Consider the following 24,090-nt stretch of genomic DNA (forward strand, 5'->3'; position numbering starts at 1 on the left):
CCCCGTGGTTGTTTGGGTGGTTTTTTTGGATGTTTTTCCAAAAAAAGAAAACGTACCCCCCCCCCTCCTGGGGAAGAGAGGGAACCGGCGGCCCCCCCCCCCCCCCCCCGGTCCAGGGTTTACTTCAGATCACTTGGGCCAGGCTTTTTCGATGTTGTCCACCGTGGTCTTGGTGTCCTGTCCGGTGATCCAGCTGGTCGACTGCTTCCAGAAGGCGTTCGAGCCCACCGCGGCCGGCATCTGGTCGGAACCGTCGAAGCGGAAGACCGCCTTGGGGTCCTGCAGAATCGTCGCCGACAGCTTGTCGATCGGGCTGCTCAGGTTGTTCGGGTCGAGGCCCTTGTTGGCGCTGACCCAGCCCTGCGAGATCTTGGCCTTGGCGTTGGCCCAGGTGTCCGTCGACAGGTACGTCTGGAACGCCTGCACCTCGGGACGGTTGGCGAAGGCCGTGGTGAACTCGCCACCGCCGAGCACCGGCTTGGTGGCGGCGTCCTGGCCGGGCAGGTAGAACGCGAAGACGTCGCCGTCCTCGGCCACCTTGGTGCCCTTGTCCCAGTTGGCCGCGTAGAAGTTGGCCTGCCGGTGCAGCGAGCACGTGCCGTCCACGATCGTCAGACCGCCGTCCTGGAACGTGGTGGTGGCGATGCTCTTCACGTCGCCGTAGCCGCCGTTCACGTACGCGTCGTTCTTCAGGTATCCACCCACCGCGTCCAGCGCCGCGGTCGAGTCCGGGCCGTTGAACGGGATCTCGTGGTTGACCCACTGGTCGTACTTCTCCGGCCCGCTGAGCCGGAGCATCATGTCCTCCATCCAGTCGGTGATCGGCCAGCCCGTGGCCTCACCGCTGGAGATGCCCGCGCACCAGGGCTTCTTGCCATCCGTCACGATCTTGTCGCTGAGCGTCTTGAGCTCGGCGAGCGTCGTCGGGACGGTGTAGCCCGAGTCCTTGAACTCGCTGGGGGAGTACCACACCAGCGACTTCACGTTGGCGCCCAGCGGAGCGGCATAGAACTTGCCGTCGACCGTGCCGTACGCCTTCCAGTCCGCACCGAAGAACTTGTCGACGTTGTCCGCCGTCGCCTTGGGCGCCTCGACCACCTTGCCGGTCGCGACCAGCTGCTTGAGCAGGCCCGGCTGCGGCACGAAGGCGATGTCCGGCGGGTTGCCCGCCTTGGCGCGCACCAGCACCTGGGTCTCGAAGGCCTTGTCGCCCTCGTATTTGACGGTGACGCCGGTGCACTGCTCGAACGGCTTGTACGAGTCGATCTGCGGCTTGTCCTCCGGCGTGACGATGCCGGTGTAGACCGTGACGGTCTTGCCCTTCAGGTCCCCGAAGCTGGAGAACTGCGCGCAGTCGATGGCCGCCGCCGAGGGCGTGGTCTCGTCCCCGCCGCTGTCGCCGTCGTCGCCGCAGGCGGCCAGGCCGAGAACCAGCCCGACGCCGACCGTGCCGGCGAGCGCGGTTCGCCACCGCGATCCCACGGAGTGTATTGACATGGATCTCCTCATTTCCTTGACGCACCGGTCAGTTGACGCACCGTGACCGAGCGAAGCCTCACCGCGCATAGTCAAGAAGGTTCGTGCAGGTTACGCAACGGTTTCCAGGGATCTTCCGCGTAACGATTCACTCGGTCCCGGATTCGTGCCATGGCTGTCCGGATGAGCTGCCCTCATGCTTGCGTGTGCTTCGATGTCCGAACGCATTCCTGGGGAGGATGAATTGGGAGTCCAGCGGACAATCGTGCGCATCGGCGCGTTCGCCATCGCGGTGACCGTCGGTTCGAGCCTGGTGGTGGCCGCTTCGCCGGCCAGTGCCGCGCCGCGCGCGCAGACGGCGGCCACGGTCGTCGTCACCCGTGCCGCCGCGGCATCGTGTGCCACCGGCAAGTATCAGAAGCAGGTCGAGGGATACCTCAAGAAGCTGGGCGGCTTCGGCTCGGTCAGCGTCGACGGCAAGCAGTCCGCCGCCGACTGCAAGGCGATCAAGAAGTTCCAGAGCCGGTACGGGATCCGTCCGGTCGCCGGGCTCGCCGGGCCCACCACCCATGGTGTGGCCAAGCGCCTGGCCGGCACGAAGACCTCCAGCTGCAAGGCGAGCAAGACGACGACCACGGTCTGCGTCGACCTCACGCACCAGACGGTCTTCGTGATGAAGAAGGGCAAGGTCTACGTCAAGCCGACGGTCACGCGCACCGGCATGAAGGGCCACCGCACGCCGACCGGCTCGTTCAAGATCAACAAGCGCACCAAAAAGGAATGGTCCAACCCGTACAAGGTGTGGATGCCCTACTGGCAGCGGTTCGTCGGCGGCGTGGGCCTGCACCAGACCACGACCTACCTGCACGACGGCTGGCGCGGCTCGCACGGCTGCGTCAACCTGCTGTCGGCCGACGCCAAGCAGCTCTACGGCATCGGCAAGATCGGCACCAGGGTCAAGGTGTACGGGAAGCGGTCGGGAACCTAAGCGGCGATCTCGTACTCGCTCTGCTCCAGGAAGGTGGTGGCGGCCGTGTCGGCACGCGTGGTCAACACGTCGTGCTGCGGGAAGACGATCTCTTCGCCGGTCGCCATCACCACGTGCAGGCCCTTGCGGCCGAGCATGTAGCGGACGTTCTCGAACAGGCTGACCGAGTCGTCGTGGTGCACAACCGTCAGAGTGTCGGCGCGGAGCATCTTCTCCCCCTTGGCACCCGGGTCTCGGCCCGAGCCTCACCATCACCGTCGCACCCATCCCTGACCTGCACAGTCAGCGGTTCGGCCAGCTCGTCGCCGGATAACCGACAGGCCTATCGGGTATCAGGCCGGAAATCTCTGTCGGACCCGCGGATTAGAGTGGCGCTCGTGTCTCGCCGCCCTGCGCGATCATTCGCGCTGCTCACCGCCGCGGTCGTGCTGTCCGCGCTGACCGCCGCGTCGTGCGGCGACGACCCGTCCGGCGTGGCCCTCGGCGCGGCCGCCCGCGGCGAGGTCGCCGAGATCGTCGAGGCGCCCGGCTCGGTCACCGCCCGGGCCGCCGCCACGGTCACCTCGCCGTCCGCCGGCACCCTCGCCGAGCTGCGGGTCACGCCCGGGCAGCGGGTGGCCAAGGGCTCCGTGCTCGCGGTCGTCGACTCACCCGAGGTGGCCGACCGGCTGGCCGACGCCGAGCGTGCGCTGGACGCGAGCCCGTCGGCCTCCACCGGCAACTACGTGACCGTCGGGCGGGGCACCGACAAACGTGCCGGAAAGGCGTTCGACACCGCCCGTGAGGCGGCCACCGAGATCGCCGACCCGCAGATCAAGGCCGCGCTGCTGGCCCAGGTGGACGCGGCCGAGGAGCAATACCGGGCGGCCTCCGCGGCCGCCGCGGAGGCGGTCCGCTCGGTCCAGCAGGGTCTGCGGGGGCTGTCGACCGCGCTCAATTCGCTCTCCGCGGCCCAGCGGTTGCAGGCCCAGCAGGCCTACGACCTGGCGGTCGCGGCCGACGACGCGCTGACCCTGCGAGCGCCGGTCGCCGGCGTGGTCCAGCTGGGCGGCACCCCGCAGGCCGGCACGCCGTCGCTGACCGACCTGCTGTCCAACCCGGCCGCGGCCTCCGGCGGAGGGTTGTCCGCGCCCGCCGCCGCCCTGGCCGGCGCCGACTCCGCCGTCCCGGAGGGCGGCCCGGTGAGCGCCGGCACCCCCATCGTGACCGTGGTCGACGTGGGCCGTCTCGGGCTCTCCGCCGAGGTGGACGAGACCGACGTGCTGCTGGTCAGGACCGGCGGCGCGGCCACCGTCGAGCTCGACGCGGCCACCGGCTCGACCTATCCGGCGACGGTCCGCGCGATCGACCTGCTGCCCACCACGTCGGCCCGCGGCGGTGTGTCCTACCGGGTGCGCCTCGACCTCGGCGCCGGCGAGGCGGCCGACGGCAGCGCGGCGCCGACACCCCGGCCCGGCATGAGCGCGGTGGTGCGGCTGCGCGTTCGTGAGGCGGCCGACGCGGTCACCGTGCCGGCCTCCGCGGTGGTCGACACCAACGGACAGGACACGGTCTGGGCGGTGCGCGACGGGAAGGCCGAGCGGGTGCCGGTCACGCTGGGCGTGCAGGGCGAAGACGTGGTGCAGGTGACCTCCGGCCTTTCCGACGGGCAGCGCATCGTGGTGTCCGGCGCCGACCTGGTGCGGGCCGGCCAGGAGCTGCCGTGACCGCGGCGATCCTGGCCACGGACGTCTCCCGCACCTATCAGCTGGACGGCGTCTCGGTGCCCGCCCTGCGCGGCGTGTCGCTGACCGTGGACGAGGGCGACTACCTGGCCATCGTCGGCACCTCCGGCTCCGGCAAGAGCACGCTCATGCACCTGCTCGGCGCGCTCGACCGGCCGACCGAGGGCACCCTGCTGATCGGCGGCCGCGACGTCGCCACGCTCACCCCGGCCGAGATGGCCCGCCTGCGCAACGAGACCATCGGCTTCGTCTTCCAGTCGTTCCACCTGCTGGCCCGCACCACCGCGCAGGACAACGTGGCGCTGCCGCTGGTCTACCGCGGCGTGGGCCGGCGCGAGCGGCGGGCCCGGGCGGCGGCCATGCTCGAGCGGGTCGGCCTCGGCCACCGCGTCGGTCACCGGCCCAACCAGATGTCCGGCGGCGAGCAGCAGCGGGTGGCGATCGCCCGCGCGCTGGTCACCGGCCCGTCCGTGCTGCTCGCCGACGAGCCCACCGGCAACCTCGACACCACCACCGGCAACGCGGTGCTGGCGCTGCTCGAGTCCCTCAACGCGGACGGCGTCGCGGTCGTGCTGGTCACCCACGACCGCGAGGTGGCCGCCCGGGCGCACCGCCAGATCGTGATGAGAGACGGCGTGATCGTGCCGTGAGGGTGATGGAGGCCTGGCGGGTCGCGGTCGACGCCCTGCGGGCAAACCGCCTGCGCAGCGTCCTGACGATGCTCGGCGTGGTGATCGGGGTGGCCGCCGTGGTCGCGCTGGTGGCCATCGGCACCGGCACCAAGCAGCAGATCGAGTCCCAGGTCGAGGGCCTCGGCTCCAACCTGCTGCTGGTGGTGCCCGGCCGGCTCGAGGCCGGCGCCGCGCCGACCACCTCCACCATGACGCTCGACGACGTCGACGCGGTCACCCGGGTGGTCGGCGACCGCTCCCGGGTCGCGGTCACGATCAGCTCCGGCGAGACCGTCCGGGCCGGCAGCCGCACCGCCTTCGCCAGCATGCAGGGCGTCCTGGAGACCACGCCGACGGTGTTCGTCCGCAAGCTCGACCAGGGCCGATACTTCACCCGCTCGGACGTGAGCACCGGCCGCCGGGTCGCGGTGCTCGGCGCGTCGGTCGCCCGCCAGCTCTTCGGCGAGCGCGATCCGATCGGCCGCCAGATCACCATCGGCGGCGTCCGGTTCCGGGTCACGGGCACGTTCGAGCCGCTCGGCCAGAGCCTCGGCGTGGACCGCGACAGTGAGGTGCACGTGCCGGTCACCGCCGCGCAGCGCCTGCTCGGCACCGACCGCATCGACGGGCTGGCGATCCGCGCTCCCGACCGCGAGCGCATCGGCGCGCTCGGTGACGCGGTGGTCGCCACCCTGGTCGAGCAGCATCCGGACACCGATTTCAGCGCGGTCACCCAGGAGCAGATCCTCGGCGTGCTGGGCGACATCCTGGGTGTGCTGACCGGGGTGCTGGCCGCGATCGCCGGCATCAGCCTGCTGGTCGGTGGCGTCGGCGTCTCGAACATCATGCTGGTCTCGGTCCGCGAGCGCACCAAGGAGATCGGCCTGCGCAAGGCGGTCGGCGCCCGGCCGCGCGACATCGGTGTGCAGTTCCTGCTGGAGGCGGTGCTGCTGACCACGATCGGCGGCATCCTGGGCATGGCCCTGGGCATCAGCGCGGCCCTGCTGGTCGACCGGCTGTCCCCGGTGCCGGCCGCGATCACCTGGTGGTCGCTCGCGCTGGCCTTCGGCGTCTCGGCCGCGGTCGGCATCATCTTCGGGGTCGTGCCCGCCCAGCGCGCCGGCCGCCTGGATCCGGTGGTGGCACTGCGCACGGAGTGACTCCTGAGGCGTCCGGATTGGCGGAGTGAGGCACCCGATGCCGCCCAACGCTCAACCCGCCCGCCGAGCCGCCGATGGTGGCTGAGAATAGCCGGGAGGAGGTGACCCGCTCATGAAGTACGAGATCCGCGACCGCCACGGCGCCTCGCGCGCGGTCGCCTACCTGCAGATGGCCGGTTCGCCGTTCATCTTCCTCACCGGCGCCGTGCTGCCGGTCCATCAGCCATTGCCGGTCCTGCTCGCGGTCCTCGTCGCGGCGACCGCCTGTGGCGTGGGCGGCTGGCTCTGCTGGTCCCGCCCGGACGCGGTGCCGGACTTCTTCTGGTGGATCGCCCCGCTGGTCGCCACCACGGTCATCTCCGGGCTCAACCTGATCACCAAGGACGCCACCACCGGCTCCCAGCTCTTCTACCTGTGGCCGGTCCTCTACGCCGCCAACTTCCTGAGCCGCCGCGTGATCTATCTGAACATCGCCGCCGTGATGGCCGGCCACGGCCTGGTGGTGATCGTCGCCCTGTCCGCGGACAACGCCTTCGCCGACTGGATCGCCATGGCCATCGCGATGATCATGATCGTGGTCGTGGTGGTCACCCTGCGCGACCGCACCGACCAGTTGCGCCGCCGGCTCGAGGGGCAGGCGCTCGCCGACCCGCTCACCGGGCTGGCCAACCGGCGCGCCTTCGACGAGGCCCTGCAGGCCGCGGGGGAGTGGGCGGCCCGCACGGATCGCCCGCTCACGGTGGTCACGCTGGACCTCGACCACTTCAAGGGCATCAATGACACGTACGGGCACGCGACCGGTGATGACGCCCTGCAACTCGTGGCGGACGCGATGCGGGAGATCGCCGAGCCCGAGGACGTGGTGGCCCGGCTCGGTGGCGACGAGTTCGTGATGCTGCTGCGGGCCGATCAGCGGGCGGCGATGAACACCGTCGAGCGTCTCCGCGCGGCCGTCGCCCGCGACACCGCCCTGCCGTCCGGCCCGCCCGGCCTGAGCATCGGCGTGGCCGTGCTGCCGGACCACGCCGGCACGGTCGAAGACCTGGTCCGGGCCTCGGACACGGCGCTCTACACGGCGAAGAGCGCGGGCCGCGGCCGGGTCGCGATGAGCGCCGCCCACCCGGCCGAGCCCGACCCCGAGCCGGTCAGTTCGCGGGCTCGCTGACCTCGGCCGCCGCCGGCGGCTGCGGCCCGGCATCCCGGGGGTCCGGTTCCGGGCCGATGATCTCGCGGCGCATTCTCGGGTACGGCCCCCAGCCGTCCCGCAGCACGTGGATGTAGATCGCCTCGAGACTGACCCCGATGCGCTCCACCAGGTCGAGGTCCTCCTCGGGCCCGAGCCGCACGGCCCGCGCGAAGTGGTCCAGCGCCTCCATGTGCCGCCCCTGGTCGAAGCAGCTCCGCCCGGCGTTCTCGTGCACCACGCTGCGCAGCGGTTCCGGCGTCTCGGAGCTGGCCGCCTCCTCGAAGAGCCGGTCCGCCTCGCCGAAGTCCCCCCGCAGCCGCAGCACGTGCGCCAGCTCGGCCTGCGCGATCACGATCGACCGCTGATCGCGAGACGTGTGCGCGTGCACCAGCGCCAGCCGGCTCGCGGCCGCGGCCATGCCGAGTTCCCCGAGCAGCCGGTAGACCTCGGCCCGTACGCTGAGCAGCCCGGCCTTGGTCACGTCGTCCTGCTCGTCGGCGAGCGGCCCGTCGAGCCGTTCGCCCAGTTCCCGCAGCGCGTCCCGGTCGTCGACCACCTCGCGCAACGTCCCGCCGTCCAGCCGCCACCGAATCGCGTCCAGGTCCGCCGCGGACAGCGGCTGGACCCCGGCGGCCTCCGGCGTGCCAAGCCCACCCGCGGCGACAAGCCCTCGCTCCGCGGACGCCGCTTCGGCCCCGTCACCGGCGCCCGCGCTCCGCCGATCCACGCCCGGCCGTTCCTCGCCGAGCCCCGCGGCCCGAGGTCCGGCACCGTCGCGATCCGCAGCCTGGTGCCTGGCGGCTTCGGGTGTGACGTTTCCGAGTTCGGCGGCCTGATGTCCGGCGGCTTGGTGGTCCGCGGTCTGGTGTGCGGCGGCTTGATGGTCCGCGGTCTGGCGTGCGGCGGTCTGGCGGTCCGCGGTCTGGTGTGCGGGGGCCTGGTGGTCCGCGGTCTGGTGTGCGCCGGTCTGGTATTCCGCAGCTTGGTGCTTGGCGGCGTCGTGTTGCGCGGCCTGGTTTCCCGCAGCTTGGCTTCCAGCCTGGTAGGCCGCGAACTGGTCGTTGGCGGCCTCGTGTTCCGTGGCCCGATTTCCGGCAGCTTGGTTCTCGGCGGCCTGGTGGTCGACCGCCTGGTGCTTGGCGGCCTGATGGCCGCCGGCGTGCCTCTCGGCGGCTTCCTGCTCAGCCCGCGCGACGATCAGCGCTTGTTCGGCGGTCACCCCACGACCATCGAAGAGCCCACTGATGTCGAAGTCGATGACGACGCCATCGCCCACCGATTCGGCCGCCGCCGCCGGCCGCGAGCGCCCTGCCTGCGCGCCCGCTGCCTGCGCGCCCCGCGCCTGCGAAGGGGTCTCCGCCGGCGCGCCCGCTGCCTGCCCGGCCCCTGCCTGCGCGCCCTGCGCCTGGGGCGTGGTCCCCGCTTGAGCGGTTCCGGCCTGAGCGGTTCCGGCCTGAGCGGTTCCGGCCTGAGCGGTTCCGGCCTGAGCGGTTCCTGCCTGCCCGGCCCTCGCTTGAGCGGCTTCGGCCGGCTTCCCGGCGGGCGCGGCCTCCGCGGAAGCCGCCTTGGCCGCCCCACCGCCGAACCAGTCGACCTGCACGTCCTCGTCGACGTAGTGCCGCTTCTCGGTATCCGGCCCGGCGATGACCAGGCGCCCGATCGGCTGGGTGACCGGCGTCGGCGGGGCCGGCCGCTCACTCTTCGGACGGTCGTCGGACTTCTCCACGGCCGGCGCGGGGGTGTCCCGCGGCGGCTGAGCCGGGGGAGCCCAGCGCGGAATGCGGAGCTCGGTCTCCTCGACGGTCCGCGGCTCGTCGTCCCGCGGGGTGCCGACCCGCGTCGGCTCGACCGGCGGCCGCACCGGCTGCGGCGCGGGCTGGACCCGTTGCACGGGTTGCGGTTCGGCCCGCCGCTCGACCGGCTCGGACGGCCGCGGCGCCGAACGGACCGGCACATCCTCACCACGGGGCACGACCCGCGGAACACCATGGACCGGCGTGACTTCACTCCACGGCGGCCGAGGCGAGTCCTCGAGCGGCTCCGGCGCCCAGGCCCCGGGCCCGGTTCGCGCCGGTTGCTGCGGCGCCGCCCACGAGGCCGGTTGCGGCGACTCGGACGCCGGCGCCTGAGTTTCCGGCCCACGAGGCGCCGACGACGGCTGCTGCGGCGCCAGCCAGGCAGCGGGCTGCTGCGGCGCACCCTGACCAGCCGATTCGGCCGGCGTCGGCACGGCCGGAGGCGGCTGCCAGGCGGCGGGCGCCTGCTGAGGAGTCTGCTGTTCGGGCACCCGCGGCGGCTTCCATCCGGCGGGGTGCTGCGGCACCGCACCGGGCCGACCGCCGGGCGCCGGGACACCGGTCGGTGTCTGCCAGGCGGGCGGCTGCGAAGCGCCGGACTGCTCCGGTGCCTGCGTCGGCCTCTGCTGTTCAGGCACCTGCGGCGGCGTCCAGCCCGCGGGGTGCTGCGGTACCGGGCCGGGCCGTCCGGCGGGTGCCGGAACAGCAGGCGGCGCCTGCCATCCGGCGGCCGGCTGCGCATCCTGCTGACCCGGTGCCTGCTGCGGCGTCGGCCAGCCGGAGGCCGACTGCGCGTCCTGCTGGTCCGGTGCCTGCGGCGGCGCGTGCCGAGCGGCGGGCTGCTGCGGCCGCCCGATCGGCTCGGTCGGCACCGGAATGGCGGGCGGCGCCTGCCAGCCGGCGGGCGTCTGCGGGATCGCGCGTCCGGGCTGCTCGGTGGGCGCCGGGGCCTGGCGGGCCGCGGGCTGTTCCGGCATCGGCTGAACGGGCTGCTGCTGAGGAGCCTGCGGCGCACCCTGCGCATAGCCCTGCGGCTGCCAGGCGTGCGGCGCCGGCTGGTGCGGCATCGACAGTGGACGGCCCTCGGCGTCCCAGGCCTGCACGCGCGGCGAATCCGGGCGCCCGTGCTGGTGGATCGGTCCGTCCCAGCTCTGCGGCGCAGGTGATGACGGCTGCCCGGAGATGGGCCGTGCCGACTCGTGCTCCGGCGAAGCGTTCCAGCCTGAGGGCTGCTGCGCCGGGTCGCCATGCCACGCGGCCGACTGTGGCGGTTGCCCGCCCTGCCAGGCAGCGGGCTGCTGCTCACCGTTCCATGCCGCGGGTTGCTGTGCCGGGTCGCCCTGCCACGCGGGCGGCTGTTGCGGCTGCTCACCGTTCCACGCCGCGGGCTGCTGCTCGCCGTGCCAAGCGTCAGGCTGCTGCGGCGCGGCGGGCACCTGCGGCGCCGACTGCTGCGCACCGGAACCCGCGTGCCGGGGAGCGCGCTGCTGCGGCGCGACGTTCGGATCAATCGGCGCGGGCTTCCACTCGGAGAGCGGAACCAGCGGCGCCTGCCCCTGCGACCCGAGACCCGCACCCGCGGCCTGTCCATGCGGGCCGGCCATGTCCCGCGCGCCCAGATCCTGCGGGCGCGCCGTGTCACGCGAGCCGGGTGCCTGCGTCCCGGCGGCGCGGGCAGCCGGAGCCTGCGGCCCGGCGGTGTCGCGCGCGGCGGGCGTTGCCGCCGTCTGGCCCGGCTGGTTCGGCGTGGTGGGTACACCGGCGGCCGGCACGACACGAGCCGGACCAGTCGGCGGGGTCGTGCTGACCACCCGCGGCTGGGCGGGCGGCTCGGCCTTCTTGAGCACGCGAGGTGCGGCCGGCGGTTCCGCCTTGTGCAGCACCCGCGGTGCGACCGGCGGCGGCGTCTTGCTCAGCACCCGCGGGCCGTCACCGTCCTGATCGGACTGCTGGTCGCCCTCGATGCCGTCGTTCCCGGCCCAGGCCGCAGCGGCCTGGTCGTCGCGCTCACGATCCGACGCGAAGCGCCGCTCCGACCCGTCGCGATCCGGCCCACGCCGATCCGACGAGACGCGATCCGAGGACGAGCGACCCGACCCGACACCGCCCGAACCCCGCCGACCCGAATCCGATCCACGACGATCCGAGCCGGTCCGGTCCAGCCGATCTGGCTCGAGGCGGTCCGCGCCGCGACGGTCCGAGCTGGTCCGGTCCAGGTCCAGGCGATCCGCCTCGACACGGTCCGCCTCCCGACGGTCCGAGCCGGCCCGGTCCAGGTCCAAGCGATCCGCCTCGACACGGTCCGCCCCGCGACGGTCCGACCCGGCCCGATCAAGGTCATGCCGATCCGACCGAACCCGATCCGAACCGGCCCGGTCCAGGCCCGGGCGATCCGACTCGAAAGAGTCCGCCCCGCGACGGTCCGGCCCGACCCGCTCGATGTCTGGCGCCACGCGGTCCCGCGGCGGCTCGATCGGCTGCGGGCGACCGGCCGGCCGCTTCGGACGACCGACTTCCGGCGCCTTGAACGCCGTCGGCCGCAGAATCTCCGGCGGCCGCTGCGAGTTCCCGGGCCGGATGATCTCCACCGGGTGGATGACCTCGGACGACCGGTCCTGCCGCACCCCGTCGTCGCGCCGGGAGTCCTGCGGCCGGTAGAGGTCGAGCACCTCGTCCTGCTCCGGCACCTGAGCCCGCCCGCTGACCGGCTGCTCGGGACGCCGCTGCGCACCTCGGCGACCGCCACCCGGCCGTACCGGACGCGGGTCGTCGGACCAGCCCTCCGGCGAGATCGGACCGTCGAGCACTCCGTCGCCGAGGCCTTCGACGGTGATCCGCCCGCGCCCGCCGTGGATCGGCCGCGGCGACTCGTCCAGCGGCAGGTCTCCAGGCCCGTCGACCATGGCCCGCCCACGGGCAGCGGCCGCGCCGCGGTCGTCCCGGGGGCCGCGCCGCCGGTCGTCGCCGATCTCCGCGCCGCGCAGCCGGGCGGCCTCGCGGCCGACGCGCGGATCGCGCCCGCGCTCGTCCTCCACATATCCGGGTCCACGACCCCCGCGCCGGCCCGGATCGCGATCATCCGCGGCGCGCCGCCCGTCACGGCCGCGGGAGTCACCGCGCCGCATGTCCAGATCGTCGTCCAGCCGAGCCACCCGCGGCCCGCGCCGCACGTCGCGGCCACGGCCCTCGTAATCGTCGCGCGCCGCACGGTCGCGGGCGGCGAAGTCGCCGGGCCGTCCGTCCGGATACCGGTCGTCCCGGGACGCGCCGCGACCGGAGCGGTCGCCGCCACGCGAGGACCGGCGCGGATCGTCGCCGTGGTCGCCGACCACGGCGGCCCGTCCACCGGGCCCGCGCGACGGCGGCGCCGCGCCACCGCGGTCACCCCGGTACGCGGACTGCCCGTCCTCGAAGTCGGTCTCCCGCCCGTTCCGCACGTCGGTCTGGTACCGGGCGACGTCCTGCGCGTACTGGTCGTCGTCGTAGTCGTAGTCCAGGTAGTCGACGATCTCCGGCTCGCGCCGCGACCGCACCGCCCGGCTGCCGAGCTCGGGTCCGTGATATTCCGGATTGTCGAAGTTCGCGCCCAGCTCGGGCCGGTTGAAGTCGACGACGTCCGAGGCGTTCGGGTCGGGCTTCGACACGTCGGTCGGCACGAACTCGGGGTCGTTGAGCCAGTCCGGGCGATTGGCGTCGAAACCGGGCGCGCCGGCGGGCGGGGTGGCCGACCGGGACGTCCGCTTGCGCCGGCGCGCGGCGAGCTCGTCCGGCGGCCGGGCGTCGAGATCGATGGCCGGCGGTTCCACCTCTCCGTCCCAGGTGGACGTCCTGACCTGGGCGGGAGTCCGGGGACGACGAACCGGCGGAATGGTGGGGGAGTATCGGTCGTGTGCGACCGCGCCGTCCTCCGCATAGGCCACCGGGGAATGGGGGGAGTACTCGTCCTCCCAGTATTCGTCGTCCTCGAAACTCATGCGGACCTCAAGTCCGCGACGATAAGGGAACGCCGTTGCCGCATCGTCGCCCCCCGTCCTTGCCGTGCCTCGGTCCGCCCGCCACCTCGCCCCCGCGCGCGGTCGATGTGGAACGTTAACCACAGATTTGTGGTGGGCGCCACCACGCTGGGAAGCGCTTCACCGGCCGCGGGAGCCTGTGTTGGAGACACCCCGGAGGGCCTCTCTCGACGGACAGTACGCAGAGCGCCGCGCGTCGGTTCAACGCGACCTGCGATCAGTACTCTGCGGTCGCGGAAATGCGCGCACAGTAACCCATTTCCGGGCGGTTAACCGCGCCGGCAAAAGAATGGCGTGGTTAAGCCATTCTTAATCGTGGGCTCAGGAGATCAGAAGGTGCCGTGTCGAAGGACACGTCGCCGCAACACGGATCTTGGCCGCTCGGCTGTCACGGTGGATGACGGAACCACCCCGGGCGGTCCGGCGCTGTGCCGGCCCGGGCCCGTCGACACCGAATGAAAAGGAGCGACATCATGCCGCGCCTCGACCTCGGCGCCGTCCGCGCCACCTTGCGGTCCGCTCTGCGCCGCCTGGATTCCTGGACCCTGGAGACGCTCAACTCCCCGGCCGGCGGCCGTCGCCCCCGTTTGTAAGTCCGCCGACCGGGTCCCGACGGTGGCGAGGTGCACCTCGCCACCGTCACCTTTCACACCGCCGCGATCAGGCGGGCCGAGGCAGGCGGGCCCGAGGACGGGCCGACCGCACCGCCGCGATCAGGCGGGCCCGAGGAACGGGCCGACCTTCGCCGGCAGCACCATCCCGGCCTCGCCGAGGTCGTGGAGCAGCGCGGCGAGTTCGGTGCGGCTCAGCGCGCCGGGGATCTCGGGCTCCGGGTGCGGCACGTCCAGCGCCCGGGCCGCCTCGATGCCGCGGGTGGCGATCGCGGCCTCGACCGCCCACAACCGGTGGGCGCGCATCGCGAGGTGCGCCGAGGCGGTGAGTTCGCCGTGCAGCCGCAGCAGCCGGCGCAGGTCGGCGGCCAGTTGCTCGATGGGCGGGCCGATCGGCACCGGGTCGTTCGCGTGCCGGGCGGCCCAGCGGTCGGAGATGTAGGCGCAGAACCGGGGGGCGGTGATCGCCGCCGCCCCGATCAGGGTGGGCGCAGCGATGATCAGGGCGAGCCGGCCGATGTCGAGGATGGTCACGGTGCGCTCCAGGCGAAGGGTGATACCCCGACGATCCGCCCCGGCACCAGCACCGTCAAGCGGAGTTTGTGCGATACCGCGCACGAGGCACCAATCGGGTGATCGGCATCGGCGGCGCCGGGATGGCCGGACCGTCGTAGCCGTGCACCTCGCCGAAGGCGTTGCCGGACTCCCAGCCGGCCCGCGCGGCGACGATGTCCTCGTGACTGCGGCCGACGAAGTTCCACCACATGACCAGGGATTCCGTGAACGGCTCGCCGCCCAGCAGCAGCACCCGGGACGGCTGGTCGGCGGACAGCGAGAGGGTCGTGTGATCCGCGCCCAGATAGAGCAGTGGACCCGGCTTGAGGTCGTGACCGCCGATCGCCGCGACCCCGTCGATGGTCAGCACGGCGTACTCGAAATCGGCGCGCAGCGGAATCTCACCCGACGAGCCGGCGGCGAGGGTGATCTCCGCGCCCACCAGCGGGGTGTAGGTCGCGGCCGGCGACGACGCTTCGCCGAGCGTGCCGGCCAGGACCGTCGCGGACATGCCGCCGAACGGCACGATCGGCAGATCCGCGTGGTGGGTGAAGGCGGGCGGCAGGTGCCGGGCCGTCTCCGGCAGGGCGACCCACAGCTGTACGCCCTCGAGCACGCCGGAGTTCTCCGCGGGCGTCTCCTCCGAATGCGAGATGCCCCGCCCCGCGGTCATCAGGTTGAGCTGCCCCGGCCGGATCTCCTGCCGGTTGCCCAGCGAGTCGCGGTGCAGGATCTCGCCCCGCACCAGCCAGCTCACCGTCTGCAGCCCGATGTGCGGATGCGGCCCGACCCGCATCCCCGGCGTCCCGGCCAGGTCCTGCGGCCCGTAGGCGTCCAGGAAGCACCAGGCCCCGACCATCCGCCGCGCCCGGCCGGGCAGCGTGCGGGTGACCGCCATCCCTCGCGGCCCGCCCAGCGCGACCGTATGCCCTTCGAGCAGCTCACTCACCGCTTCAACCTAACTCGCCATCGCCCCGGGGCTGAAGTAACGTGGCCCGCTGTCGAGCGGAGGTGGATGTGAGACGAATTGTCCTGACTGGAATCGTGGCGGCACTCGCCGTGACCACCGGCGCCTGTGGAGACGAGTCGGAGCCACCGTCCACACCGGCCGAAGTGACCACCAGCTCGGCGCCGCCGAAGCCGGTCGAGAAGGCTCCGGCCAAGCCCGCCGAGCTGCCGCAGGGCGGCACGAAGATCTTCCCGTCCTATCGGGTGGTCGCCTACTACGGCACGGCCGGCAACGCCGCGCTCGGCGTGCTCGGCGAGGGCAGCCCGGACAAGATGCTGCCCAAGCTGCGCAAGGCCGCGGGCGGCTTCGCCGGCGACCGCAAGGTGCAGGTGGCGTACGAGTTGATCGCGACCGTGGCGCAGGCCAAGCCGGGCAGCGACGGCGACTACAGCCAGATGATCGACGAGCGGAAGATCCAGCAGTACGTGGACCAGGCGCGGCGCAACCGGGTGCTGGTCATCCTGGATCTGCAGCCGGGCCGGGGCAGTTTCCTGCCGCAGGCGAAACGGCTGGAGAAGTTCCTGGTGCAGCCGCATGTCGGGCTGGCGCTGGACCCGGAGTGGCGGATGCCCAAAGGCAAGGTGCCGGGGCGGACCATCGGCTCGGTCGGCTCGGCCGAGGTCAACCAGGTCTCGGCGTACCTGTCCGGTCTGGTCTCGACGAACCGGCTGCCGGAGAAGCTCTTCGTGCTGCATCAGTTCCGTGGATCGATGCTGCCGGACGTGCAGCGGATCGCGAAGCGGCCGGGCCTGGCGATGGTGCAGCATGTGGACGGTTTCGGCACCCGGTCGGAGAAGAACGCCACCTGGAACCGGCTGCGCCGGCCGCAGCAGTTTCATCTGGGCTACAAGCTGTTCTACGACGAGGACGTCAAGCGTTACCAGGCCCGGGACGTGCTGAAGTTCAAGCCGGTGCCGGAGCTGATCAGCTTCCAGTGAGCGACGCCGCGCCCAGCACCCGGGTCACGGTGATCTCGATCGCCACCCGGGCCGGGTTCGGCCGCGGCGTGCGGTAGCGGGCCGTGTAGAGCGTTTCGGCCCGCTCGACGGCGTCGCGCTCGGTGCGGATCGCGGCGGTGCCCTCGACCGTGCTCCACCGGCGGCCGTCGACCTGGCAGATCGCCACCCGGGCCTGGCCGGCCAGCACGTGCCGGACGTGCGCCGAGGTGCGCGAGCTGATCACCCGGGCCAGCCCGGACTCCGGGTCGAGCGTGGCGCCGACCGCGACCACGTGCGGCGAGCCGTCCGCCCGCAGCGTGGTGAGCGTGCACAGGTGGCGCTCGGTCCAGAACTCGAGCAGCGCCGGGGCGTCGAGCCGGATCGGCCCGCTCACGCTGCGTCCGCCGGGAGCACGCCGCGCCGGACGGCGTCCACGAGCTGGGCGTGGTCGCTCTCGACCTGGTCCGCATAGGCCCGGGCGAACCGGCTCATCGCCTCGTCGAGCTTGTCGCTGCCGCCCAGATAGCCCGCGATCATGGAGGCCCCGCTGGTGCGGGCGTGGCTCTTGGCCAGCAGGAAGCCGCACACCCCGGCGTAGTCCTCCAGCGCGCCCGCGCTCATGTCCTCCACCAGGATCGCGCCCTTCATGTCCCGGAACTGCCGCACATAGAACTGCAGGTCGCCGACCGTGGTCCAGCCCAGCAGCGGATCGCTGACCGTCTGCAGCGCCTGCTGATATTCCACCACCCGCTGCCCCTGGTGCCGGTGCCAGGCCGCGTCGCCGTGCAGGTGGCGTGCCACCACCGACCGGCGGGCCTGCTTGAGCTGCAGGAACAGCACGTCGTCCGGACTGCTGCCCTCGCACAGCGCGACATAGGCCCGCAGCCCGACGGAGCCGACCCCGACCACCTTGTGCGCGATGTCCACGATCCGATAACCGGCCAGGATCCGCGCCCAGTGCGGCGGCAGCGTGTTCAGGTAACCGTCCAGCGCCTCGGCCAGCCGGTCGCGGTCCTCGTCACTCGGCCGGGTGATCAGCGGCGGCTCCTCGACCAGCCGCGCGGTGCCGTCGCGCTGCTCGGTGAAGCGGGGGAGCGCGCGGTCGCTGGTGCGCCGCCGAGCCCGCCGCGCGGCCCGCTCGATCTCGTCCCGGAAGCTCGCCTTGGTCGCCGCCTTGCGCAGCTTCTCCACGTCGAGCTGGTCGAACGAGCGGGCCAGCAGCGGCATCTCGGCGAGGTGGCCGATCTGCTCGCGGTATTCCTGCACGCAGTGCGCGACCGCGTCGGCGCAGGCGCTCTCCCGGAAGCCGTTCTGCCGGCCGGCCACGTGCACGCTGACCACCAGCCGGCGCAGGTCCCACTCCCAGGCGCCGGGGTGCGCCTCGTCGAAGTCGTTGAGGTCGAAGACCAGCTCGCGCTCGGGAGACGCGTAGAACCCGAAGTTTCCGAGGTGGGCGTCGCCGCAGATGATCGGCGTGATGCCGGAGCGGGGCAGGGCCGCGAAGTCGTCCGCCATGATGTTCGCCGAGCCGCGCAGGAACGCATAGGGCGAGGCCACCATGCGGCCCACCCGCACCGGGATCAGCCAGGACACCCGGCCCTCGTGCGCGGCCACCAGCTGGGCCACCGGGTCGACCCGGTCGTCCGGCGGGGACCAGAAAGCCGTGTCCGACCGGTGTGCCCGCTCCCGCAACGAGCGTCCCAACTCGTAGCGTTCCTTGCGCGGGCGCGCGGGCCGGCGCAGCGAGGCGAACCCGTCGTCGGGGACCGAGCTCAGCACGGCGTTCATCGGCTCGAACTCTACGTGGCGAGCATGAACGCGAAACAAACGATCCTTGACCCTGGTCCTGTTATCGCTAACATATGGCTACGGGTCACGGGACCGGCCCGGCGTTAGTCTCTTCTCCAGGCCTTTCTTGAGGGGTTGAGGGTGCGTTGGTGGACATCAGGGGGTCCCGTGACCCGGCCATGACCGACGTCGCCCGTCTCGCGGGTGTCTCGCACCAGACCGTGTCGCGGGTGCTGAACGGTCATCCGAACGTCAAGGAGCAGACCCGCCTGCGGGTGCGCGCGGCCATCGCGGAGCTGGGCTACCGGCCCAATCGCGCTGCCCGCACCCTGGTCACCGGCCGATCCCAGCTGCTCGGCATCGTCACGCTCAACAGCACGCTGTTCGGCCCGGCGTCGCTGCTCGCGGCCTTCGAGCAGGCCGCCGCCGAGGCCGGTTTCGCGGTCAGCGTGGCCAGCGTGGTCAACCTCGACCGGGAGTCGGTGGCCGCCGCCGTCGAGCGCCACCTCGACCAGCGGGTGGCCGGCGTGATCGTGATCGCGCCGACCGCGGAGGCCGGCGAGGGCCTCGAGGACATCCCGTCCGGCGTCCCGCTGGTGACCATCGACGGCGATCCCGGCCGGGAAAACGCTCTCGTGACCGTCGACCAGGTGGCCGGCGCGCGGGCCGCGACCCAGCATCTGCTCGACGCGGGCCACCGCACGGTCTGGCACGTCTCCGGCCCGGCGCACTGGTACGACGCGGCCGGCCGGATCGAGGGCTGGCGGCAGACGCTGCTCGAGGCGGGAGCCGAGGTGCCGCCGCTGATCCCGGCCGACTGGTCCGCCGCGGCGGGCTACTCCGCCGGGCAGATGCTGGCCCGGATGCCCGAGGTGACCGCGGTCTTCGCCGCCAACGACCACCTGGCGCTGGGTCTGCTCCGGGCGCTTTACGAGCGCGGCCGCAGCGTGCCCGGCGACGTCAGCGTGGTGGGTTTCGACGACGTGCCCGAGGCGGCCTTCTTCATTCCGCCGCTGACCACCGTGCGCCCCGACTTCGAGGCGGTCGCCCAGGCCGGCCTCGACCTGCTCCTGGCCCAGGTCGACGACCCGGGCGCGGCGGCCGGCCGGCGGGTCATCGCGCCGGAACTGGTGGTGCGCGGCAGCGTTGGGTAGCCGGTTTCCGCCTCGTGTCCTTAATGTTGCCAAGACCCGTTGACACGACTGATTGTTAGCGCTCACACTCTGGCTTCATGACGCAGCACACACCGCCGGCATTCGTGGTCGGAGTCGACTACGGCACGCTTTCCGGCCGGGCCGTCGTGGTCCGGGTCTCGGACGGCGCGGAGCTCGGCTCGGCCGTGCACGACTACCCGCACGCGGTCCTCACCGAGACGTTGCCGGACGGCACCCCGCTCGGCCACGACTGGGCGCTGCAGGTGCCGGAGGATTACATCGAGGTGCTGCGCACGGCGGTCCCGGCGGCCCTGCGCGCGGCCCAGGTGGACCCGTCCCAGGTGATCGGCATCGGCACCGACTTCACCGCGTGCACGATGGTCCCGGCACTGGCCGACGGCACGCCGCTGTCGGAGGTCGACCGGTTCGTCAGCTCGCCGCACGCGTACGTCAAGCTCTGGAAGCATCATGCCGCCCAGCCGCAGGCCGACCGGATCAACGCCCTTGCCGCGAAGCGGGAAGAGGCGTGGCTGCCGCGTTACGGCGGGCTGATCTCCTCGGAGTGGGAGTTCGCCAAGGGCCTGCAGGTGCTGGAGGAGGACCCGGAGGTCTACGCGGCCACCGAGCGCTGGGTCGAGGCGGCCGACTGGATCGTCTGGCAGCTCACCGGTGACTATGTGCGCAACGCCTGCACCGCCGGTTACAAGGGCATCCGGCAGGACGGGGAGTACCCGTCGCGGGAGTTCCTGGCCGAGCTCAACCCGGACTTCGCCGACTTCGTGGAGACCAAGCTCGACCAGCCGATCGGGCAGCTGGGCGACGCGGCCGGCCGGCTCAGCGCAAAGGCGGCCGAGTGGACGGGGCTGCCGGAGGGCATCGCGGTCGCGGTCGGCAACGTCGACGCGCACGTCACCAACGCCGCCGCGCAGGCCCTCGAACCCGGCCAGATGGTCGCCATCATGGGCACCTCGACCTGCCACGTGATGAACGCCGACCAGGTGCACGTCGTGCCCGGCATGTGCGGCGTGGTGGACGGCGGGATCGTCGCCGGGCTGTGGGGCTACGAGGCCGGGCAGAGCGCGGTCGGCGACATCTTCGCCCACGTGGTGCCGCCCGGCTACACCCACGAACAGCTCACCGACCTGGCCCTCGGGCAGAAGCCGGGGCAGCACGGGCTGCTGGTGCTCGACTGGCACAACGGCAACCGGTCGGTGCTGGTCGACCACGAGCTCTCCGGGCTGGTGGTGGGGGAGACCCTCGCGACCCGGCCGGAGGACGTCTACCGCGCGGTGATCGAGGCGACCGCGTTCGGCACCCGCCTCATCGTCGAGACGTTCATCGAGGCCGGCGTGCCGGTCCACGAGTTCATCGCGGCCGGCGGGCTGCTGAAGAACGCGCTGGTCATGCAGATCTACGCGGACGTGCTGAAGATGCCGCTGTCCACCATCGGGTCGGACCAGGGTCCGGCGCTGGGCTCGGCGATCCACGCGGCGGCGGCGGCCGGCGCGTACCCGGACGTGCGGGCCGCGGCCGCGGCCATGGGCAGCAAGAACGCGGACGTCTGGCAGCCCGACCCGGCGGCCTCCGCGGTCTACGACGAGCTCTACGCGGAGTACGTGAAGCTGCACGACTACTTCGGGCGGGGTGGGAACAAGGTGATGCGCAAGCTGCGCGCCATCCAGCGCCGGGCGGTGACCGCGTGACCCTGGCCCAGGACATCGCGAAGCTCCGGGTGCAGGTCGCCGCGCTGCACGCCGAACTGCCCCGCAACGAGCTGGTGGTCTGGACGGCCGGCAACGTCTCGGCCCGGGTGCCCGGCGCCGATCTGTTGGTGATCAAGCCGTCCGGCATCTCCTACGACGAGATCACCCCGGACAACATGGTGGTCACCGATCTGGAGGGCAAGCTGGTCGAGGGCGACCTCAACCCGTCCTCGGACACCGCCGCGCACGCCTACGTCTACAAGCACATGCCCCAGATCGGCGGGGTGGTGCACACCCACTCGACCTATGCCACCGCCTGGTCGGCGCGCGGCGAGGCGATCCCGTGCGTGCTCACCATGATGGCCGACGAGTTCGGCGGCGACATCCCGGTCGGGCCGTTCGCGCTGATCGGTGACGACTCGATCGGCCACGGCATCGTCGAGACGCTGGGCCGCAGCCGGTCCACCGCGGTGCTGATGCGCAACCACGGCCCGTTCACCGTCGGCACGGACGCCACATCGGCCGTCAAGTCCGCGGTGCTGCTCGAGGACGTGGCCCGCACGGTGCACATCTCCCGGCAACTCGGCACCCCGGTGGCGATCGAGCAGCACCACATCGACGCCCTGTACGACCGCTACCAGACCGTCTACGGACAGGAGCCACGAGCGTGAAACCCCAGATCTGGTTCCTCACCGGCAGTCAGGGTCTCTACGGGCAGGAGACCCTCGACCAGGTCGCCGATCAGTCGCAGCAGATCCAGCACATGCTCACCGACGCCGGGCTGGTCGCCGAGCTGGTCGGCAAGCCCACGCTCACCAGCAGCAGCGCGATCCGCCAGGTGATGCTGGAGGCGAACGCCGACCCGGCCTGCATCGGCGTGATCGCCTGGATGCACACGTTCTCCCCGGCCAAGATGTGGATCACCGGCCTGGACGCGCTGCGCAAGCCGCTGCTGCACCTGCACACCCAGCTCAACTCGGCGCTGCCGTGGGAGTCCATCGACATGGACTTCATGAACCTCAACCAGGCCGCGCACGGCGACCGCGAGTTCGGCTACATCCAGTCGCGGCTCGGCGTGGCCCGCAAGACGATCGCCGGGCACGCGAGCGACCCGTCCGTGGTCGAGCGGATCAACCGCTGGGGGCGCGCCGCCACCGGGCTGCAGCACCTGCGCGGGATGCGGCTGGCCCGGTTCGGCGACAACATGCGGGACGTCGCGGTCACCGAGGGCGACAAGGTCGAGGCGGAGCTGCGGTTCGGGGTCTCGGTCAACACGTACGGGGTGAACGACCTGGTCGCGCTCGTCGATGCGGTGGCCGACGACGAGGTGGACGCCCTGGTCGCGAACTACGCGGACGCGTACGAGCTGGCGCCGGAGCTGGCCCGCGGCGGCGACCGGCACGAGTCGCTGCGCTATGCCGCCCGGATCGAGGCCGGCCTGCGCCGCTTCCTGACCGACGGCGGCTTCGGCGCGTTCACCACGAACTTCGAGGACCTCGGCGGGCTGCGGCAACTGCCCGGCCTGGCGGTGCAGCGGCTGATGGCCGACGGCTACGGCTTCGGCGGCGAGGGCGACTGGAAGACGTCCGCGCTGCTCGCCGCGGTCAAGGCGATGGCCCCCGGGGGCACCTCGTTCATGGAGGACTACACCTATCACTTCGGGCCGGGCGAGCCGAAGATCCTCGGCGCGCACATGCTCGAGGTCTGCCCGAGCATCGCCGTGGCGCGGCCGCGTGCGGAGATCCACCCGCTCGGCATCGGCGGCCGCGAGGACCCGGTGCGGCTGGTCTTCGACGCCGCCCCCGGCCCCGGCGTGACGATCGGCCTGGCCGACATGGGCGACCGCTTCCGGCTGGTCGCCAACGAGGTCGAGGTGACCGCGCCGGACGAACCGCTGCCCAAGCTGCCGGTGGCCCGCGCGGTGTGGAAGCCGAAGCCGTCGCTGAGCACGTCGGCGGAGTGCTGGCTGACCGCCGGCGGTCCGCACCACACCGTGCTCACGATGGCGGTGGGCACCGAGACGCTGCGCGACTTCGCCGACATGCTGCAGACCGAACTGCTGCTCATCGACTCCACCACCAGTACCGAGGCGTTCGCTGACCGTATCCGGTGGAATGCCGCCTACTACCGACTCGCCCGATCCCTGTAGATTGCACGGCCCCCCGAAAAATAAGAGGAGCACTCACATGAGGTACACCCGTCTGGCCGCGGTGGCTTCGGCCGCTGTCCTGGCCGTTTCGCTGGCCGCCTGCGGCTCCAGCGAGAAGACCGTCGACCAGCAGACGTCCGCCGGCACCAGCGCCGGCGCGCTGATCGGCGTCACCATGCCCACCCGCTCCTCGGAGCGCTGGATCGGGGACGGCGACAACCTGAAGAAGCAGCTCGAGGCGCTGGGCTACAAGGTCGACCTGCAGTACGCCGAGGACGACATCCCGACCCAGGTGAACCAGCTGGACAACCAGATCACCAAGGGCGCCAAGCTGCTCATCATCGCGAGCATCGACGGCACCGCGATCACCACCCAGCTGCAGAGCGCCGCGGACAACAAGATCCCGGTCATCGCGTACGACCGGCTGATCCGCAACAGCCCTAACGTGGACTACTACGCCACCTTCGACAACTTCAAGGTCGGCGTGCAGCAGGCCACCTCGCTGCTCACCGGGCTCAAGGTGCTCAACGCGGACGGCTCGAAGGGCTCCGCCAAGGGCCCGTTCAACGTGGAGCTGTTCGCCGGCTCGCCGGACGACAACAACGCCACGTTCTTCTACAACGGCGCGATGTCGGTGCTGAAGCCCTACCTGGACGACGGCACGCTCAAGGTGCCCAGCAACCAGACCGACTTCAAGACCATCGCGATCCTGCGCTGGCAGCCGAAGACCGCGCAGGACCGGATGGAGAACCTGCTCACCTCGACCTACCGCTCGGGCCTCAAGGTGCAGGGCGTGCTGTCCCCGTACGACGGGCTCTCGATCGGCATTCTCTCCGCCCTCAAGAGCAACGGCTACGGCACGGCCGGTCAGCCCTACCCGGTCGTCACCGGACAGGACGCCGAGCTGGCGTCGGTGAAGTCGATCATCGCGGACGAGCAGTACTCGACCATCTACAAGGACACCCGCGAGCTGGCCAAGACCACCGTCTCGATGGCCGACGCCGTGCTCAAGGGCCAGAAGCCGACCACGAACAACGACAAGGACTACGACAACGGCGTCAAGGTCGTGCCGTCGATGCTGCTCGAGTCGGTCATCGTGGACAAGACCAACTACGAGAAGGCCCTGGTCGAGACCGGCTACTACAAGGACTCGGACCTGAAGTGACGAT

The 24,090-nt window shown here is 71.9% G+C and carries 18 protein-coding genes; 11 read left to right on the forward strand and 7 right to left on the reverse strand.

What is annotated here, in order from left to right; translation table 11 throughout:
* Positions 1-129 precede the first annotated feature (129 nt).
* The gene (locus tag ACZ6TI_RS23490) at positions 130-1,497 is read right to left on the reverse strand and encodes an ABC transporter substrate-binding protein (protein WP_465347267.1); all 1,368 of its coding nucleotides are present in this window, start codon (positions 1,495-1,497) and stop codon (positions 130-132) included.
* 223 nt (positions 1,498-1,720) lie between these two features.
* Here ACZ6TI_RS23490 and ACZ6TI_RS23495 point away from each other — a divergent pair, with 223 nt between their 5' ends.
* Positions 1,721-2,464, forward strand: coding sequence for a L,D-transpeptidase family protein (locus ACZ6TI_RS23495; RefSeq protein ID WP_465347268.1), 744 nt, complete (start codon positions 1,721-1,723; stop codon positions 2,462-2,464).
* On the opposite strand, the gene ACZ6TI_RS23500 is transcribed toward ACZ6TI_RS23495, so the two are convergent.
* Positions 2,461-2,673 carry a hypothetical protein gene (locus ACZ6TI_RS23500; protein ID WP_465347269.1) on the reverse strand — a complete coding sequence of 71 codons (213 nt, stop codon included), beginning with the start codon at positions 2,671-2,673 and terminating at the stop codon, positions 2,461-2,463. The genes ACZ6TI_RS23495 and ACZ6TI_RS23500 overlap by 4 nt on opposite strands.
* A 168-nt stretch (positions 2,674-2,841) precedes the next feature.
* On the opposite strand from ACZ6TI_RS23500, the gene ACZ6TI_RS23505 reads away from it, so the two are divergent.
* From ACZ6TI_RS23505 to ACZ6TI_RS23520, 4 genes are all read left to right on the forward strand, one after another.
* Positions 2,842-4,170, forward strand: coding sequence for an efflux RND transporter periplasmic adaptor subunit (locus ACZ6TI_RS23505; protein WP_465347270.1), 1,329 nt, complete (start codon positions 2,842-2,844; stop codon positions 4,168-4,170).
* Entirely contained in the window at positions 4,167-4,838 is a 672-nt protein-coding gene (locus ACZ6TI_RS23510) for an ABC transporter ATP-binding protein (RefSeq protein ID WP_465347271.1), read from the forward strand. Before ACZ6TI_RS23505 ends, ACZ6TI_RS23510 begins: the two co-directional genes overlap by 4 nt.
* Complete coding sequence (locus ACZ6TI_RS23515; protein WP_465347272.1) at positions 4,835-6,019, forward strand: ABC transporter permease; 1,185 nt, start codon at positions 4,835-4,837, stop codon at positions 6,017-6,019. Before ACZ6TI_RS23510 ends, ACZ6TI_RS23515 begins: the two co-directional genes overlap by 4 nt.
* A gap of 112 nt (positions 6,020-6,131) precedes the next feature.
* A complete protein-coding gene (locus ACZ6TI_RS23520) occupies positions 6,132-7,184 on the forward strand; it encodes a GGDEF domain-containing protein (RefSeq protein WP_465347273.1) in 1,053 nt (350 codons plus the stop codon).
* On the opposite strand, the gene ACZ6TI_RS23525 is transcribed toward ACZ6TI_RS23520, so the two are convergent.
* From ACZ6TI_RS23525 to ACZ6TI_RS23535, 3 genes are all read right to left on the reverse strand, one after another.
* Positions 7,165-12,975, reverse strand: coding sequence for a hypothetical protein (locus ACZ6TI_RS23525; RefSeq protein ID WP_465347274.1), 5,811 nt, complete (start codon positions 12,973-12,975; stop codon positions 7,165-7,167). The genes ACZ6TI_RS23520 and ACZ6TI_RS23525 overlap by 20 nt on opposite strands.
* 752 nt (positions 12,976-13,727) lie before the next feature.
* Positions 13,728-14,159, reverse strand: coding sequence for a hypothetical protein (locus ACZ6TI_RS23530; RefSeq protein WP_465347275.1), 432 nt, complete (start codon positions 14,157-14,159; stop codon positions 13,728-13,730).
* Between the two features lie 55 nt (positions 14,160-14,214).
* Positions 14,215-15,129: a pirin family protein gene (locus ACZ6TI_RS23535; RefSeq protein ID WP_465347276.1), complete on the reverse strand. Its 915-nt coding sequence runs from the start codon at positions 15,127-15,129 to the stop codon at positions 14,215-14,217.
* A gap of 95 nt (positions 15,130-15,224) precedes the next feature.
* Between ACZ6TI_RS23535 and ACZ6TI_RS23540 the strand changes: the two genes are divergently transcribed.
* Positions 15,225-16,127 carry a hypothetical protein gene (locus ACZ6TI_RS23540; RefSeq protein WP_465347277.1) on the forward strand — a complete coding sequence of 301 codons (903 nt, stop codon included), beginning with the start codon at positions 15,225-15,227 and terminating at the stop codon, positions 16,125-16,127.
* Here ACZ6TI_RS23540 and ACZ6TI_RS23545 read toward each other — a convergent pair.
* Positions 16,114-16,521 carry a pyridoxamine 5'-phosphate oxidase family protein gene (locus ACZ6TI_RS23545; RefSeq protein ID WP_465347278.1) on the reverse strand — a complete coding sequence of 136 codons (408 nt, stop codon included), beginning with the start codon at positions 16,519-16,521 and terminating at the stop codon, positions 16,114-16,116. The two genes, ACZ6TI_RS23540 and ACZ6TI_RS23545, sit on opposite strands and share 14 nt — an antisense overlap.
* A complete protein-coding gene (locus ACZ6TI_RS23550) occupies positions 16,518-17,915 on the reverse strand; it encodes a DUF2252 domain-containing protein (RefSeq protein ID WP_465347279.1) in 1,398 nt (465 codons plus the stop codon). Before ACZ6TI_RS23550 ends, ACZ6TI_RS23545 begins: the two co-directional genes overlap by 4 nt.
* Positions 17,916-18,094: 179 nt before the next feature.
* Between ACZ6TI_RS23550 and ACZ6TI_RS23555 the strand changes: the two genes are divergently transcribed.
* The 5 genes from ACZ6TI_RS23555 to chvE all read left to right on the forward strand — a co-directional run bounded on the left by ACZ6TI_RS23555 (position 18,095) and on the right by chvE (position 24,086).
* The gene (locus tag ACZ6TI_RS23555; RefSeq protein WP_465347453.1) at positions 18,095-19,069 is read left to right on the forward strand and encodes a LacI family DNA-binding transcriptional regulator; all 975 of its coding nucleotides are present in this window, start codon (positions 18,095-18,097) and stop codon (positions 19,067-19,069) included.
* A 77-nt stretch (positions 19,070-19,146) separates the two neighbouring features.
* Complete coding sequence (araB, locus tag ACZ6TI_RS23560; RefSeq protein WP_465347280.1) at positions 19,147-20,772, forward strand: ribulokinase; 1,626 nt, start codon at positions 19,147-19,149, stop codon at positions 20,770-20,772.
* A complete protein-coding gene (locus ACZ6TI_RS23565) occupies positions 20,769-21,443 on the forward strand; it encodes an L-ribulose-5-phosphate 4-epimerase (protein WP_465347281.1) in 675 nt (224 codons plus the stop codon). Before araB ends, ACZ6TI_RS23565 begins: the two co-directional genes overlap by 4 nt.
* A complete protein-coding gene (gene araA / locus ACZ6TI_RS23570; RefSeq protein WP_465347282.1) occupies positions 21,440-22,921 on the forward strand; it encodes an L-arabinose isomerase in 1,482 nt (493 codons plus the stop codon). Before ACZ6TI_RS23565 ends, araA begins: the two co-directional genes overlap by 4 nt.
* Before the next feature lie 37 nt (positions 22,922-22,958).
* Positions 22,959-24,086: a multiple monosaccharide ABC transporter substrate-binding protein gene (gene chvE, locus ACZ6TI_RS23575; protein ID WP_465347283.1), complete on the forward strand. Its 1,128-nt coding sequence runs from the start codon at positions 22,959-22,961 to the stop codon at positions 24,084-24,086.
* The last annotated feature ends 4 nt before the right edge of the window (positions 24,087-24,090 follow it).

The sequence above is a fragment of the Actinoplanes sp. NPDC051388 genome (assembly GCF_055586225.1).